We start from the raw sequence: 14852 nt of genomic DNA on the forward strand, positions 1-14852 counted from the left end.
CGAGCCAGGGCCCTCGCGAATGCGTACAACACGCAGCAGAACCATCGAGCGGCAATGCAGGCACCGCGAGCGGACCGAGACGATACAGGATCGACGACGCCGTCACGCGGCGTCGACCTCTCCGCCCAGATAGAGCTTCCGCATGGCGGGATTGTTCAGCAGTTCCTTGGCGGGAGCGGTGAGCGCGACCTTCCCGAGTGCCAGAACATAAGCACGATCGGCCACGCCAAGCGCCTCGAAGGCATTCTGCTCGACCATGAGAATGCACAGATCGTGCTTATCGCGGACCTCGGCGATGGCATCGAACACCTCGTGCATCATCAACGGCGAGAGGCCTGCCGACGGCTCGTCGAGCAGCAAGATCTGCGGGCGAGGCATCAGGGCACGCACCAGCGACAGCACCTGCCGCTCGCCGCCGGAAAGCGCGGACGCCTTGCGGTTGAGTTTGTTGGCAAGGCCCGGATAGGCCGCCATCAACTCCTCGAAGCGCGCGGTCCGTTCGGATCGGGGTAGCATTGCCGCACCGAGGTTCAGGTTCTCCGCCACTGTGAGCGCGCCGAACACGTTGTCGGTCTGAGGCACATACCCCATCCGGTTATGGCGCACCTTGCGCTGTACCGGGATGCTGGTGGCGTCGGCGCCGTCGATCAGAACCTGTCCGGATCTTGGGATCACGAAGCCGGCGATGGCCTTGAGCAGGGTGGACTTGCCGCACCCGTTGGGGCCGAGAATCGTGACGATCTCACGCGCATGGGCATCGAGGCTGATACCATGCAGGATGTCCGCGCCGTCGCCATAGCCAGCCCGAAGGTCTTTTGCCTCGATCATGCGCTGAGCTTTCCCTTCTCCACGGCCTTGCCGAGATAGGCCTCCACGACGCGCGGGTCGTCCTCCAGCGCGCAGGGAGCGCAAGTGGCGATGATCTCGCCACGGTCGAGCACGACGCAACGGTGGCAGAGATCGCGAATGAACAGCATGTCATGCTCCACAACGAGCATCGCGATGCCCTGGGCGTTGTAGCGATGGAGGATGCGGACCATCTCGGCCCTGAGATTGGGGTGGACGCCCGCGGTCGGCTCGTCGAGGCACAAGATCTGCGGCCGACAGCGCAGCGCGGTCGCGACGGACAGCAGCTTCTTCTGCCCGCCCGAGAGCGACGAGGCAGGCTGATCGGCCACGGCCGACAGCGCGAACGCCTCGATCAGCGTCTCCACCTCGTCGTCGAAACGAAAGCGCTGCAGCGAGCCGGCGAGCGTTGCCGATGTGGCATCGCCGGCCTGGATCACCTCGCGCACCGTCAGCCGCCGCGGCATGGACGGAAGCTGAAACGTCCGCACCAGTCCTCTGCGGGCAATCCGGGAGGACTGCATGTTGGTGATTCCGACGCCATCGAGGGCGACAACGCCGCTATCGGCCGACAGAAAGCCCGAGACGATGTTAAGCACCGTGCTCTTGCCGGAGCCGTTGGGGCCGAGGAGGCCGAGGATCTCGCTGCGGCCGAGCGAGAAGGAGACATCGCTGAGCACCTGATGGGCGCCGAAGCGACGCGACAGGCCGCGCACGTCGAGCAATGAGGAGGATGACGCGGTCATGCTCTGCGCCCCACGCGCTCGGGTAACAGGCCCTGGGGCCGCACCAGCAGGAATATCAGGATGCCGCCGCCGACGAGCAGCAGCCGTGCCGCCGCGACGAAATCGGTGGGCAGCCCAAGGATGTCCTTCACGAACGGCACGAAGGCCATGGCGAACTGCATCAGCACGGCGCCCAGAACGACGCCGGCATTGTTCGCGATGCCGCCGACGATGATCATGGACCAGATCAGGAAGGTATCCGCGGATACCAGCTGATCCGGCCCCACGAATGTGAGATAATGCGCGTAGAGCACGCCCGAGGCGGCCGCGATGATCGATGAGATCACCATGACGCGGAGACGGATGCCGTCGACGTCATGGCCCAGGGCACGCGCCAGCTGGGGCTCCTCGCGCATCAGCTTCATCGCAAGGCCGAAGCGGCTGTCTGCGATCTTCTGGCAAAGCCAATAGGTGAGAACCAGGACCGCGCCAAAGAGTCCGAGGCGTCCGAGACCGTCCCACGGCTTCAGATCGGCGAAGAGCAGGGAAAGGCCGGAGATGCCCTGCGCCCCACCGGTCCATTTCTCATTGGTGACAGTGATGCGGATCACCTCGGCGATCGACAGGGTCGCGATACCCCAGTAGTCGGACGACAGTCGCTTGCCGAGGCGCGCGAGGAATGCCCCGAGCAGGATTGCCATCCCCAGTGCGGCCGCGACGCCACCCATCAGCGGCCAATGCAGGGCATGCGCCAAGGCGGCGCCATAGATGCCGCAGCCGAAGAGCGCAACGAGCCCGAAATTGACCAGACCGGTGAAACCAGCCTGCAGGTTCAGAGCGAGCGCCAGCATGCCGTAGATGCAGGCGATGGAGGCCACATGGATCAGAAAGTCAGACACGGCTCACCTCCGAGACGAACAGGCCGCGCGGTCGGAACAGCAGGAACAGCACAAGGATCACGAATGAGGCGACCGGCGCGTAGCTCGCGGGCAGGAACCAGACCGCTTCGCCCACGAGAAAGCCGAGATTCGTGTTGGTCACGACTGTTTCCGCCGCTGCGATCACGAGCGCTCCCACGATCGCGCCGAGCGCATTGCCCAGCCCGCCCAGGACGGCAGACGCGAAGACCGGCAGCAGCAGGTTGGTGCCCATATCGATGCTCACCGAGCCGCGCAGGGCCAAGGTGATGCCGCCGAGCGCCGCCAGCATCCCCGATACGAATACGACGATGTTCACGATCCGGCGGTTCTCGATGCCGGTCGCCGCCGCGAGAGCTGCGTTGGTCGCCACCGCGCGCATTTCGGTGCCAAGCCGCGTGCGGTGCAGCAACAGCGCGAATGCGGCAAGCGCGGCCGCCGAGACGCCGAGCGTCACGAGCTGCCATACGGTGAAGCGCACGCCGAGAAGGCGGAAAGGCGGCTCGACCGGCAACTGCAGGCGATACGCGATGGGGCCGTAGACCATGAGGAAGACGGCCATGAGCACCATCGAGAGGGCGAGCGAGCCGATGAGCGCAATCGCGCTGTCGGCTTTCAGCAGCCGCTCGAAGATCATGACGTTGAACATCAGGGCTAGGCCGCCGACCGCAAGGACCGCAACCGCGGCGGCCATGAAGAGCCCGAGCCCTGCGCTCTGCAGCGAGATGGCAAGGAATGCTCCCACGACCGCATACTGTACGATTGCGACGTTGGGGAAGCGGATCAGCGAATAGACGACGCTCAGCCCGACGGCGATCAGGGCGAGGTCGGCCGCCCGCAGGAGGGTGTCCGATAAGAACTGGATCATATGTGCTCTGTGCAGCAAGACGCCGAAAGCGAAACGCCGGCAGCATGCTGCCAGCGTTTCGCCTCGCATCATTCGTAGGCGACGAGCTTCTCGCCATCGACCTTCAGCTTCAGATAAGGCTGAGAGGTACGCTGGCGGTCGCTGTCGAACTTGATCTCGCCGGTAGCGCCCTGAAAGCCCGTCGCGCCAAGCTGGTCGATGGCCTTGAGCACTGCGGCGCGATCGGTCGATCCGGCCTTGTTGATCGCGTCTGCGGCGAACAGGACCGCGTCATGCGCGTAGCCGCCATAAGCCGACAGGAAGGTCTCCTTGAAGGTCGCCTCGTAGTCCTTCTTGTAGCTTTCACCGCCCGAGCCGAGATAACCGACATCCATGCCGATCAATCCCTTCTTGAACTGGGCCGGGGTGTCCTTGTTCATCATGGTGATGAGGACGGAATAGAACGGCTTGTCCTGCGGCAGGCCCAGTTCGTAGGCTTCCTGCATGATGAGCGCGCCCTCGGTACCATAGGCCGTGAAGACGTAGGCGTCGGGCTTTGCCGCTTCGATCTGCTGCAGCTCGCGGCGATAGCTCGGCTGTCCGAGCGTGTACATCACGGTCGTCAGGACCTTGCCGCCCTTGGCCTCGAAGTGCTTCTTGAACTCCTCCGCCACGCCCTGCCCGAACGCGTTGTTCATGGCGAGCACGGTGACGTTCTTCCAGCCATGCTTGATCACGTCGGCTGCCGCAAAATCGGTCGAGACGTTGTCGAGGCCGACCATCGAGTACGACGTCTTTCCGATCTTGCGGACCAGGCCAGAGGTCGACGCCGGATTGATGTGCGGCATCCCTTCCTGCACGAGGTACTGGCCGAGCGGAATGGTGATGCCCGAGGAATACTCGCCGATCACCAGAGGGACCTTGTCGACCGAGACCAGCTTCTTCGCGGCGTCGATCGCCGTCTGCGGCTTGCCGCCGGAATCCTCGACGATCACCTTCAGTGGCTTCCCGAGCACGCCACCGCGCGCATTCACGGCCTTGACCGCAAGCGCGATGCCACGGCGCTGATCCTCGCCGGTCGTGGCGCTGGCGCCCGACAGCGGGATCACGGCGCCGAGCGTCACCTCGTCAACAGCGAAGGCGGGCGTGAAATGCAGCATCGCAGAGAGCGTGGCTGCGCCGATCAACGGCAGAAGCTTTTTTTCCATGGTCCCCTCTTTTTCAGTTTAGAATTCAGCGCCGCAGTCTTGGTGAACTTGCTTACAGTCGTCCGGCTTCGCGCGGATTCTGACGATCCACGTGTAGACGCGCTCTTTTCGGCCCCATGACGGGCCGCTTATATTTTGCACGATTGAAAGTCACTTTTTAGGCAAGTGATTAATTCATGCGCAATTCAATAAGTCTGACGTTTCATCCAAGCGCGATCAAGATCTCGATGAAATTTAACTGACCGTACCATTGTGTATCAAAAAATATATACCAAAACCTGCACTAACTCAGCCAGATACACTAAATTTAATAACCAAATCAGGCAATATCCCTACTTTTGCGAAGATCTTAGGCAATTTTGATAGAGAGAGAGACGGCAACGCCCTATATAAACGGGCAGGCCTTCCGGGTTCAGACCCCCAAAAATTCCGGCTTGTCGTTGGGCCCGCTGCGTCATTGCGCCCACCACGGATTGGCGAAATCGAGCCGCGATCACGGTCGAACTCGGCGGTTCACCCCTCACGCAGAAGCGGGCGAACCGCAGATGCTGGACGCCAAACACAAGGGAGAGGCAGCGATGGCGGCTTATCAGGCCGATCATTCGCGGCGAGCGCAGCGCTCAATTTCGGTCGAGCCGGACCTTAGCGGATCCGCTTCCGCCGTGACTCGATGCGCGAATGCCGCGAGAGTTCAAAACACCGCGGTTCGCTGTCGCGGCAAAAGGATCATTCGCTTTCGAGGAGGCCCCTCGAGCGTGCCGGAGTGGGCTGTGCTCGCTGCCACTCGCAGAAACCTGATGCCTGGACCCTGCTCAGGCGCCCGCGCCGGCACCGTCAAGGTCCGTCCGCTTCGAGGTCTGCGAAAGCCCCGCCTCGCGATACGGAGCATGGCTCGGGGCGGCCGCGCCGGACCGGTCCTGAACGGCTTTACGCGAAATCTCTTCCGCAGCGGCGCTATCCAAAGTTCCGCAGATTGTCCGAGCAGGCCCTGGCCGCAGCCAGCATCGCCTCGACCAGCGCGGCTTCACGTTCCTTGTCGGGGCCATTCAGCTCGACTGTATTGACGCTTGCACTCGCGACCACCGCGCCCCTCGCGTCGACGATCGGAGCCGCAATCGACAGATCGCCTTGGAAATATTGGGATCGCGTGACGCAGTAGCCCTGGCTTCGAACGCGATCGAGTTCGGTTTCGAGCGCATCCCTGTCAACCAGACTCTGCGCGGTGTGCTGCGCGATCTCGGATCGCTCGATGAACGATCTCCTCTCGCTCGGAGGGAGATGCGAGATCATGACGCGCCCCGATGCCATGTAGATCGCCGGCAGCCTTGCGCCGACCCTGATGTTCACCGAGACGATTCGCTTGCTGGGCCAGCGTGCGACCAGAATGATGTCGGTTCCATCCAATTTCGCCAGATTGATCGTCTCGCCCGTCTGGTCATGCAGATCCTTGAGCTGCTGCTGTGTGCCGGCGATCATCGGATCCATGTCGAGATAGCTGAATCCGAATTCCAAGAGCCGGGGCGACAGGGCGTAGGCGCGCCCGCTGGCGTCCTTTGTCAGGTAGCCGAGGGCATGCAGCGTGTGGACGAAGCGCTGGGCCGAACTCTTGTCGAGATCAGCGCGCGCGGCGATCTCGACCTGCGTGAGCGACTGGCTCTCGCGGGTGAAGGCGCGCAACACCGAAAAGGCCTTCTCGACCGATTTGACGAACAGCGGGCTGTCAGACCTTGCCATGAGAGTTCCTAGCGCGCCCGGTAGCGAGGGACGATGTCGATGCAGATACCGATGCGTCTCGGGAGCGGCAACATACTCTTGAAATACACGATCGAGATCGCGGCCGATAATCCCGCATGCCAATCCGCTTGACAAGCGCATTCCGATCGCATGAATTGCATTGCAATTCAAAATCCGCGCATGCGAGCACCAGCCTCGTCATGACGGGTGAAAAACGGGGAAAGCTATGACGGCTTATCGATCGGAGCGGCTGAGCGTTGCGGCGCTTGCCATGTCGGCAACGCTGATGTCGGCGCAGGCGCAGGACATCCGTCTGGAAGGGCGCACGCCGGCTGCGGCGGGTCCGCTGGAGCGGGTGGTCTGGGCCCTGCCGGTCGAGCCCGCCTCGCTCGATCCGGCACAAGCCAACGAGTTCGTCATCGCACAAGTGCTCGCGAACGCCTGCGAAAGCCTGTTCGTGCTGGACCCCGATTTCAAGATTCAGAACTGGCTGGCGACTTCGGTTTCCCAGCCTGATCTGACGACCTACGTCTACGAAATTCGGAAAAACGCCACCTTCTGGGACGGTACGCCGGTCACGCCTCAGGACGTCGCCTTCAGCCTGGCGCGCCATATGGATCCGGCGACGAAATCACGCTGGGGGCGCTATTTTGCGAACGTCGAGGCGATCACGGTTGAGGGCGATCACGGCGTCAAGGTCCGGCTCAAGCAGCCGGACGTGATGTTTCATGCCGTAATGGCCACCTCTGCCGGCGCCGTGGTCAAGAAGGCCCATGCCGAGGCAGCCCAGAACGCGATCGGCACGCCACAGATCCTGCCGATGTGCAGCGGGCCGTTCAAGCTGGCCGCATGGAATATTGGATCCTCGATCCAGCTCGTCCGCAACGACAGTCACTGGAACGCAGCGCTCAAGCCCCTGAGTGCCCGCTTCGAATTCAAGTTCGTCACCGACACAGCAGCGCAGGTGAATGGCCTGCTGACCGGCGAATTGCAGGGCATGTATGGGCCGACCGGAAATGCGATCGCCGGACTCAAGAAGGCGGACGAGAAGGGCCTGCACTACGGGCGCAGCTTCTCGAACTACAATCTGATCCCGAACCAGCGTCCGACTGGTGCGCCTCTCGTCGTCTCGGACAAGATCCGCCAGGCGCTGTCGCTGGCGATCGACCGCGCGGCAGTGGCCAAGAGCGTCTTCGCCGGTGCGGCCTTGCCGACATTGTCGCCCGCACCGAGCGCCTCGCTGAGCTATGGCGGCGACGTGTTCCCGCAGGCGCTTGCCCGACTCGGTACGCCGAAGGTCGACCTAGAAGCCGCCAAGGCTCTCGTCGCGCAGGCCGGGCCGATCAGCCAGCCGATCGTGCTCGCCTATGGCGCGCGCTCCGACTACCAGCTGCTCGCCACGCTCATCCAGGATGCGGGCCGCAAGATCGGGGTTCCAATCGAGCTCAAATCGGTTCCTTACGGCCAATACGTCGCCGGCTTCTTCGATGCGAAGCTGCGTGACTACGACATGCTGATGATGACGAAAAACGTCAACATGACGGAGCCTCTGGACTTCTACTCCGTCTTCACGCCGTCCTTCGATGCGCTGAACTTCGGACGCTATCAGAACAAGGAGGTGATCGACGCCCTTGCCAAGGCGAGGGCTGAAACGGACCCCGCGGCGCGCGCACGGCTGATCGCTTCGGTTCAGGACATCATCGTCAGCGACAAAGCCTGGATCCCGCTCGTCGAGTTCACCAACACGGTCTACATGCACCGCGGCATCACCGGCGCGCCCGCGTCCTATGTTTTCCCCTACTACCCCTGGGCCACCGGGGTCGGGGCGGCCGCCAAGTAGACCTCACTCCAATGACACGGGCCATCGCCTTTCGGACGCTGTCGGTCGCATCGACGCTGCTGGTTTCGTCCTTCATCATTTTCGCGGCGATGCATTACTCGCCGGGTTCGTCCCTTGCGTTCATTCTGGGGGGTGGCGAGAACACCGCCACGCCCGAGCAGATCGCGCTGGTCGAGGCGCAGTTCGGCCTGAAGGATCCGTTGCTTCTGCGCTATTGGCACTGGATCAGCGGTGTCTTCACAGGCGATTGGGGGCGCTCCTATGCCCTTCGCGAGGATGTCTGGCGATTGCTCGGCTCGCGGCTTCCGACGACGCTGGGGCTGATCGGGCTGGCCTGCACGTTGAGCATCGCCTTCGGCGTCGCCGTCGGGGTGCTGGCTTCGATTGCCGGCCGCGCTGCCGGAATAGCCATCACGATCGTCACGACAATCGGCTTCGCCACACCGGGTTTCGTGGCGGCGATCATCCTCGTGTCGATATTCGCCGTGAAGCTTGGCTGGTTTCCCGCGCTCGGCTCGGGCGATGGCTTCGCCAATTCGCTCTGGCACCTTGTCCTGCCGTCGATCGCGCTCGGTCTGACGACATCCTGCGTGATCGCCCGGATCACCCGTGTCGCGATGGCGGCCGAGCTCGGCCGCGAGCATGTCCAGACGGCGATCATCCGCGGCGTGCCGAAGCATCTGATTCTTTGGCGTCACGTCCTACGTAATGCGCTGATCCCGATCGTCACGGTCTCCGGGATTTCGGCTGCCACCATGGTCGCTGGCACGGTGGTCATCGAATTCGCCTTCGGACTCCACGGCATCGGCACACTGCTGATCCAGGCGGTTCAGCAGAAGGACGTTCCGGTGGTCCAGGCGATCTCGATCGTGCTCGTGGGCGCCTATGTCCTCGTCAATTTCGTCGTCGACCTTCTCTATCTGCTGATCGATCCGAGAGTGCGTCTTGCAAACCGCTGAAGCCATCACCGGACCGGGCCGTCTCGCCCGCATCTTGGAGCAACTCGGTGTCGCCGGGACACTGGCCCTCCTGTTGATGGCAGGGGTCTGCCTGGTCGCGATCTTCGCGCCCTGGATTGCTCCTCACGATCCCCTGGAGGTCGACATCGCGAACGCCTTCGGTCCCCCGAGCGCGACCAACCTCCTGGGCACCGACACGCTCGGCCGCGATATCCTGTCGAGGCTGATCTGGGGCAGCCGCACCGCATTGCTTGGCCCGCTCGCCATCGTCGCCCTATCCGGCAGCCTGGCAGCGGTGATTGCCCTGACGGCCGCCTGGAAGCGCGGCTGGGTCGACATGGTCATCAGCCGCATCATCGACATTCAATTCGCCTTCCCGGCAATCCTGCTGGCGTTGCTGGTGGCGGCGGCGTTTTCGAGCGGCTTCTGGCCGGCGGTCGTCGCGCTGGCCCTGGCGTCAGTCCCCCATAAGGCCCGGCTTCTCCGCAGCGAGGCGCTGCGCGAACGCGCACAGCCCTATATCGAGGCGCTCGAAGTGCAGGGCATGTCGGGGCCGAGCATCACTGTCAGACATCTGTTCCCCGCTGTCTGGCCACTCTTCTCGACCCAGCTCATCCTGTCCTTCGGTTATGCGACGATCGAACTCGCAGCGATCTCCTTCATCGGACTCGGCATCCAGGCGCCCACGCCCGACTGGGGGCTGATGGTCGCGCAGGGACAGGCCACTCTCATCCAGGGCGAATTCCGCGAAGCGCTGAGTGCCGGCATCTGCATCGTGGCGGTCGTGACGGCGGTCACGATCATCGGCGACCGGCTGTCCCACAACCACGGCAGGTCGATCTAGTGCTCCTCGACATCAGGAACCTCGTTGTCGAACTGCCTGTCGGCAGGGAACTGCGACGCATCGTGGCCGATGTCTCGCTCGGCATTCGGGAAGGCGAGTCGCTCGCCCTCGTCGGCGAGTCCGGATCCGGCAAATCCATGACGACCAAGGCGATCACCCGGACCTTGCCCGACGGCGCGCAGGTCTCCGGCGAAGTTCTCTTCGATGGCAAGCTCGTCGGCGCGATGTCGAAGCGCGAGCTCGAAACCTATCGTCGCGAGCAGATCGGGCTGATCTATCAAGACCCACGGGCACACATCAATCCAGTCCGGCGGATCGAGGACTTCCTGCTCGAGGGGCTGCTCCTGTTCGATCGCCGGCCCCGGGCAGAGCTGCGCCGTGTGATCAGCGACCTGCTGGCGGAAGTCGGCATCGCGGACCCCGACAGGTGCCTGAAGAGCTATCCGCATCAGCTCTCCGGCGGCATGCTCCAGCGTGTCGCGATCGCCGCGGCGCTGTCTACCGAGCCACGCCTGCTGCTCGCCGACGAACCGACCACCGCGCTCGATGTGACGACCCAGGCCGAGGTCGCCCAGCTTCTCAAGCAGCTGCAGGCCAGGCGCGGACTGGCCGTGCTCTTCATCACGCATGATCTCGATCTCGCTGCGCAGATCTGCGACCGGACGGCCGTGATGTATGCCGGCCGTATCGTCGAGATGCAGCCGAGCCGCACGCTCTACGCCTCGCCGGCTCACCCCTATACGCGCGGGCTCTTGCAGTCCCGACCGAGCGTGGACCGGCGCTATGAGCGATTGCCCACATTACCGGGCAGTCCGACCCCGGCCTATGAAGCGCCGGCCGGCTGCCCGTTCGCGCCGCGCTGCGCGGATCGGATGCCCGTTTGCAGCACGTACGTCCCGCATTTGACCAGGCACGGCCTTGCCGAACTCGCCTGTCATCTCGGCGCCGGCGCGCCCGGAGGCAACTGAGATGCTCGACAGTTCATCGGCCGCTCCGCTCGTGGTTGCCGGATTACGCAAGACCTTCGCCATCGGTGGCGGGTTGCTGCAGCCGCGTCGCGAGATCGTGGCGGTCAACGGCGTCTCGTTCGAGGTCGCGGCCGGCCGGAACTTCGGCATCATCGGTGAATCCGGTTCGGGCAAGACGACCATCGCGCGCATCCTGCTCGGGCTGGAGAGCGCGACCTCCGGCGACGTGATGTTCTTTGGCGAGCGTTTTGCGCGCAGTCGCAGGGCAACCGAACGATTGGCGCACGCCCGGCGCATCCAGATGGTCTTTCAGGACCCCTACAGCTCTCTCGATCCGCGACAGACGATCGGTGACGGGCTGCGCGAGCTCCTGCGCCTCTACGACACCGAACATGTCGATCACGAATGCCAGCAGTTGCTCGACAAGGTCGGCATCAGCCGCGCGCTCGCAGCGGCTTTGCCGCGTCGCCTCTCGGGAGGCCAGCGCCAGCGCGTGGCGATCGCCCGCGCGCTGGCAGCCAAGCCCCGCTTCATCCTGCTCGATGAGGCCGTGGCGTCGCTCGATGTGTCGATCCAGGCGCAGATCCTGAACATGCTCGCGGACATCCAGAAGGATTCCTCAGTCCAGTACATCCTGATCTCGCACAATCTCGCTGTCGTACGCCAACTGACGGACGACTGCATCGTCATGCATCGGGGCGCCATCGTCGAGCGCGGAGCAACCGAAGACGTGCTTGCCAACCCGCAGCACGAATACACCGCGCAACTCCGCAACAGTATTCCAAACCCAGAGAAACCCCTTCAGTGATGGAAGCCAAAACTATGGCTGGCAAGACAAATTCAGTGAACAATGTGCTCATTGTCGGCGGCGGCGTTGGTGGGTTGACCCTGGCGATCGCGCTTCGCGCTGCCGGTATCGCCGTCGAGATCGTCGACATTCAACCCCATCCCTCGGGTTCGGGGATCGGGATCGGCCCAAGTGGCCTGCGGCTGCTCGATCGTTTCGGTCTGGCTGCGAAAATCGTCGCCGAAGGCACCTCGAGTAATTCGATCTTCTATGGCGACGCGGCCGGCCGGCCGATCGCAGACCTCGCCTATGTCGCGAAATCCGGAAACGGCCTGCCATCGAACGTGACCCTGACGCGAGCGGCGCTGTCGGCCGTTCTGCTCAAGGAGGCTCTCGCTGCCGGCGCCCTCCTGCGCGAAGGCATCACCGTCGAGCACATCGCCGAGACCGACGACCACGTCGTCGCGACGCTCTCCGACGGATCGACCCGCAATGTCGACATCGTCGTCGGGGCAGACGGGGCCTATTCCCGCGTCCGCGAACTGGTCTTCGACAAGGATCTGAAGCCCGTCTTTGCAGGCCAGGGCGTCTGGCGCTGGCTCGTCCCGAACGAGATCGACCTGCGGGAGGGCAAGACCCTCAAGGGCAGCCGAACCAAGCTGGGCCTGTTCCCATTGCCGGGCAATACGATCTACGCGTTCCTGATGCTCAATCTCGAGGAGAACGAGTGGATCGACGCCGCACGGACCACCGAGCTCGTCTCGGATTTCATGGCCGAGTATACGGATCCGCACGCCGTCGCCATTGCTAAGACCCTGGCGGAGGCGCAAACCGCCATCTACAGGCCGCTCGAGAAGCTGTTTGTCGCCGGAGACTGGTATCGCGGCCGGGCCGTGCTCATCGGCGATGCCGCCCACACCATGACTCCGCATCTCGCCAGCGGTGGAGTGATGGCGGTGGAAGATGCGATCGTACTGGCCGAGGAGCTGAGCAGCGCGCCGTCTCCGGATGCCGCACTGCGACAGTTCATGTCGCGACGTTATGAACGTGCCAAGTTCATTTTCGAAACGTCGATCGAGCTTTCGCGCCTGGAGCAGAGCAATCAGAGCGGCGCCCCGGACTACCAAAGCATTCGTGGCGAGGCGCTCAGGGTACTGGCTCAGCCGGTCTGATTTGACTTCCGCACGGTGACGCCGCCTTAGCAAACGAAGCGGCGTCACCGCGCTCACTCACGTAAACACCTTACGCTGAATGTCCGCTTCCGGGCAGTGTCTCAATGACTGCTTCTGGCGCAGCACCGCAGAGACCGCGCTCTGCCTCTGAGCCTATCAGAGCACGCGACCGCAGGCGCAGCTGCTACGCTTCCTGCTTCAATGCCTTGCCCAGGGCACGCACGATGGCCTCGATCTGGCCGTCGAGCTCGGCGGGAGGCACGGCAATGAGCTTCTCTTCGAGACCGAGCATGACGATGCCGTGGACGGCCGAGAACAGGGTGCGGCTCAGCAGCATCAGCTCCGGCTCGCTCGCCTGCGGCTGGAGCGCCCGCAGCGGCGCCAGGATGTAGCGAAACATCGTCATCTGCTCGCTGATCGCCCATTCCGGCACCACGGCACCCTCGGCCATGCGGTGCTCGAACAGGGTCCGCCACAGCTGCAGATTCTCGCGCGCGAAGGCGCAATAGGTCTTCGCGATCGCGACGAGCGTGTTGGTCGCGTCGCCGCTTGAAGTCGAGCAGCTGCCGTCCGTGGCCTGGGCGAGCGCACTGTCGAGCCGCGCCAATGTGCGCGAGCCGACGCGCAGCACGAGTTCGTCCATATCCGCGACAAGATTGTAGATCGCTCCGAGTGCACAGCCGACCTCGTTCGCGAGATCGCGCGCCTTGAGGCCGGAGAGACCCTTTTCGGCGATGGCGCCTTCCGCCGCCATGATCAGGGCCTCGCGTTGGCGTTCCCGCCGTTCCGTCGTCTTAACCATGCCGCGCCTCAAACGTGAACGTTGTTCAAAATAATGTTTGAACAACGTTCAGCAATGTGTCATCCCTATGTCCGTGAACAACGTTCATAGCGGAGGACCAGCCATGTTCAAGATGTTTGTGACCCTCTTTCGCGGCGGCGTCGCCGAAGCGGGCGAAGCGATCGCCGACCGCAACGCGCTGCTGATCCTCGATCAGCAGGTGCGGGACGCGACCGCCGCCTTCGATCGTGCCAAGAAGTCGCTTGCGGTGGCGATCGCCCAGGACCAGCAGGAAACGGTCCGCCTCGATGCGACCAGGGCGCGCATCGCCGAACTCGAGCAGCGGGTCGCTGCCGCGCTTGGCGCCGGCGACGACGTCCTGGCGCGCGAGGGGGCCGAGGCGATCGCGACGCTGGAAGCCGATCGCGATTCCGCCAGCGCCGCCCAGGCCCTGTTTGCCGCGGAGATCCTGCGGCTGCGGCGCCACGTCGCCCAGGCTCAGGCGCGGATCGCCGAGCTCGATCGCGGCCGTCGCTTGGCGCGTGCTTCGGAAGCCGTCCGGGATATGCGGCGTGGCCGGACAGAGGAGGCAAGGCCGCATGAGGCGACGCTCGCCGAGGCCGAGCAGACACTTAAGCGCCTGCGGGAACGGCAGACGCAAGCCGATGCCGCCGATCTGGCACTCGAGGAGCTCGACGGTGCGGCGACGGCCTCGGTCACCGAGAAGCTCGCCGCTCGCGGCTATGGCCCGCGCCTGAAGCCGACCGCCGACGACGTGCTCGCCCGCCTGCGCGGCAAGTCCGCTCAGAGCGTCTGATCGCTCCCATCCCCCAGACAGACGGAGATCATCGATGAACCAGAATTCTCAGCCCCACAGCAGCGCTTGGGTCAGCTTCACCTATGCATCCTTCCTCGCCGCCGCCGTCATGGTCGGAGCCGGCATCCTGTTCCTGCCGCTCGACTGGTGGGCCAAGGGCTATCTCGGCATGGGCGTCGTCATGCTCGTCCAATCCTGCGTGACCATGACCAAGACGGTGCGAGACATGCACGAGGCCTCGCGGCTGGTGAACCGCATCGAGGATGCCCGCACGGAGCGCCTGCTCATGGATGTCGGCAAGCCAACGCTCTGAACGTCGCGATCGCGCAAGATTCCGGCTCCCCGGTAAGCGCGACTTAACCGAGAAACAGCATCGCCACTCGCGTGAAACGTTTGCTTTCCCATGG

The 14852-nt window shown here is 63.8% G+C and carries 15 protein-coding genes; 8 read left to right on the plus strand and 7 right to left on the minus strand.

The features are described 5' to 3' along the window. Positions 1 to 102 precede the first annotated feature (102 nt). The 6 genes from VGN82_RS21730 to VGN82_RS21755 form a co-directional block, all read right to left on the minus strand. On the minus strand, positions 103 to 828 hold the full coding sequence (locus tag VGN82_RS21730) for an ABC transporter ATP-binding protein (RefSeq protein WP_327529124.1): 726 nt from the start codon (positions 826 to 828) through the stop codon (positions 103 to 105). After that, a complete protein-coding gene (locus VGN82_RS21735; protein WP_327529125.1) occupies positions 825 to 1592 on the minus strand; it encodes an ABC transporter ATP-binding protein in 768 nt (255 codons plus the stop codon). The genes VGN82_RS21730 and VGN82_RS21735 overlap by 4 nt, the downstream gene beginning before the upstream one ends. Then, positions 1589 to 2470, minus strand: coding sequence for a branched-chain amino acid ABC transporter permease (locus tag VGN82_RS21740; protein WP_327529126.1), 882 nt, complete (start codon positions 2468 to 2470; stop codon positions 1589 to 1591). Before VGN82_RS21740 ends, VGN82_RS21735 begins: the two co-directional genes overlap by 4 nt. Then, positions 2463 to 3356, minus strand: a complete 894-nt coding sequence (locus VGN82_RS21745) for a branched-chain amino acid ABC transporter permease (RefSeq protein ID WP_327529127.1) — start codon at positions 3354 to 3356, stop codon at positions 2463 to 2465. Before VGN82_RS21745 ends, VGN82_RS21740 begins: the two co-directional genes overlap by 8 nt. Before the next feature lie 68 nt (positions 3357 to 3424). Further along, the gene (locus VGN82_RS21750) at positions 3425 to 4543 is read right to left on the minus strand and encodes an ABC transporter substrate-binding protein (RefSeq protein WP_327529128.1); all 1119 of its coding nucleotides are present in this window, start codon (positions 4541 to 4543) and stop codon (positions 3425 to 3427) included. A gap of 954 nt (positions 4544 to 5497) precedes the next feature. After that, the gene (locus tag VGN82_RS21755; protein ID WP_327529129.1) at positions 5498 to 6418 is read right to left on the minus strand and encodes an IclR family transcriptional regulator; all 921 of its coding nucleotides are present in this window, start codon (positions 6416 to 6418) and stop codon (positions 5498 to 5500) included. Between the two features lie 130 nt (positions 6419 to 6548). Between VGN82_RS21755 and VGN82_RS21760 the strand changes: the two genes are divergently transcribed. Genes VGN82_RS21760 through VGN82_RS21785 form a run of 6 tightly spaced genes read left to right on the plus strand, consistent with a single transcriptional unit; the run spans position 6549 to position 12847 of the window. Continuing rightward, complete coding sequence (locus VGN82_RS21760; RefSeq protein ID WP_327529130.1) at positions 6549 to 8117, plus strand: ABC transporter substrate-binding protein; 1569 nt, start codon at positions 6549 to 6551, stop codon at positions 8115 to 8117. A gap of 11 nt (positions 8118 to 8128) precedes the next feature. After that, the gene (locus VGN82_RS21765) at positions 8129 to 9076 is read left to right on the plus strand and encodes an ABC transporter permease (RefSeq protein WP_327529131.1); all 948 of its coding nucleotides are present in this window, start codon (positions 8129 to 8131) and stop codon (positions 9074 to 9076) included. After that, positions 9063 to 9920, plus strand: a complete 858-nt coding sequence (locus VGN82_RS21770; protein WP_327529132.1) for an ABC transporter permease — start codon at positions 9063 to 9065, stop codon at positions 9918 to 9920. Before VGN82_RS21765 ends, VGN82_RS21770 begins: the two co-directional genes overlap by 14 nt. After that, on the plus strand, positions 9920 to 10888 hold the full coding sequence (locus VGN82_RS21775; RefSeq protein ID WP_327529133.1) for an ABC transporter ATP-binding protein: 969 nt from the start codon (positions 9920 to 9922) through the stop codon (positions 10886 to 10888). Before VGN82_RS21770 ends, VGN82_RS21775 begins: the two co-directional genes overlap by 1 nt. A 1-nt stretch (position 10889) precedes the next feature. Beyond that, positions 10890 to 11696: an ATP-binding cassette domain-containing protein gene (locus tag VGN82_RS21780; RefSeq protein WP_327529134.1), complete on the plus strand. Its 807-nt coding sequence runs from the start codon at positions 10890 to 10892 to the stop codon at positions 11694 to 11696. Positions 11697 to 11710: 14 nt separating this feature from the next. Further along, positions 11711 to 12847, plus strand: coding sequence for an FAD-dependent monooxygenase (locus tag VGN82_RS21785; RefSeq protein WP_327529135.1), 1137 nt, complete (start codon positions 11711 to 11713; stop codon positions 12845 to 12847). Positions 12848 to 13031: 184 nt separating this feature from the next. Here the strand turns inward: VGN82_RS21785 and VGN82_RS21790 are convergent, their stop codons facing one another. Continuing rightward, complete coding sequence (locus VGN82_RS21790; protein WP_327529136.1) at positions 13032 to 13649, minus strand: TetR/AcrR family transcriptional regulator; 618 nt, start codon at positions 13647 to 13649, stop codon at positions 13032 to 13034. A 103-nt stretch (positions 13650 to 13752) separates the two neighbouring features. Here VGN82_RS21790 and VGN82_RS21795 point away from each other — a divergent pair, with 103 nt between their 5' ends. Together VGN82_RS21795 and VGN82_RS21800 are read left to right on the plus strand one after the other, a co-directional pair. Continuing rightward, complete coding sequence (locus VGN82_RS21795) at positions 13753 to 14445, plus strand: PspA/IM30 family protein (RefSeq protein WP_327529137.1); 693 nt, start codon at positions 13753 to 13755, stop codon at positions 14443 to 14445. 34 nt (positions 14446 to 14479) lie between these two features. Continuing rightward, positions 14480 to 14758 carry a YiaA/YiaB family inner membrane protein gene (locus VGN82_RS21800; protein ID WP_327529138.1) on the plus strand — a complete coding sequence of 93 codons (279 nt, stop codon included), beginning with the start codon at positions 14480 to 14482 and terminating at the stop codon, positions 14756 to 14758. Positions 14759 to 14852: the final 94 nt, after the last annotated feature.

This window comes from Allobosea sp., assembly GCF_035999205.1.
In the GTDB taxonomy this organism is placed as follows: domain Bacteria; phylum Pseudomonadota; class Alphaproteobacteria; order Rhizobiales; family Beijerinckiaceae; genus Allobosea.

Excerpts from the sequence above, each read along its gene's own strand:
- VGN82_RS21730 (WP_327529124.1), bottom strand. The coding sequence starts at position 828 with ATGATCGAGGCAAAAGACCTTCGGGCTGGCTATGGCGACGGCGCGGAC.
- VGN82_RS21735 (WP_327529125.1), bottom strand. The coding sequence starts at position 1,592 with ATGACCGCGTCATCCTCCTCATTGCTCGACGTGCGCGGCCTGTCGCGT.
- VGN82_RS21745 (WP_327529127.1), bottom strand. The coding sequence starts at position 3,356 with ATGATCCAGTTCTTATCGGACACCCTCCTGCGGGCGGCCGACCTCGCC.
- VGN82_RS21750 (WP_327529128.1), bottom strand. The coding sequence starts at position 4,543 with ATGGAAAAAAAGCTTCTGCCGTTGATCGGCGCAGCCACGCTCTCTGCG.
- VGN82_RS21755 (WP_327529129.1), bottom strand. The coding sequence starts at position 6,418 with ATGCGCTTGTCAAGCGGATTGGCATGCGGGATTATCGGCCGCGATCTC.
- VGN82_RS21760 (WP_327529130.1), top strand. The coding sequence starts at position 6,549 with ATGTCGGCAACGCTGATGTCGGCGCAGGCGCAGGACATCCGTCTGGAA.
- VGN82_RS21765 (WP_327529131.1), top strand. The coding sequence starts at position 8,129 with ATGACACGGGCCATCGCCTTTCGGACGCTGTCGGTCGCATCGACGCTG.
- VGN82_RS21780 (WP_327529134.1), top strand. The coding sequence starts at position 10,890 with ATGCTCGACAGTTCATCGGCCGCTCCGCTCGTGGTTGCCGGATTACGC.
- VGN82_RS21785 (WP_327529135.1), top strand. The coding sequence starts at position 11,711 with ATGGCTGGCAAGACAAATTCAGTGAACAATGTGCTCATTGTCGGCGGC.
- VGN82_RS21790 (WP_327529136.1), bottom strand. The coding sequence starts at position 13,649 with ATGGTTAAGACGACGGAACGGCGGGAACGCCAACGCGAGGCCCTGATC.
- VGN82_RS21795 (WP_327529137.1), top strand. The coding sequence starts at position 13,753 with ATGTTCAAGATGTTTGTGACCCTCTTTCGCGGCGGCGTCGCCGAAGCG.
- VGN82_RS21800 (WP_327529138.1), top strand. The coding sequence starts at position 14,480 with ATGAACCAGAATTCTCAGCCCCACAGCAGCGCTTGGGTCAGCTTCACC.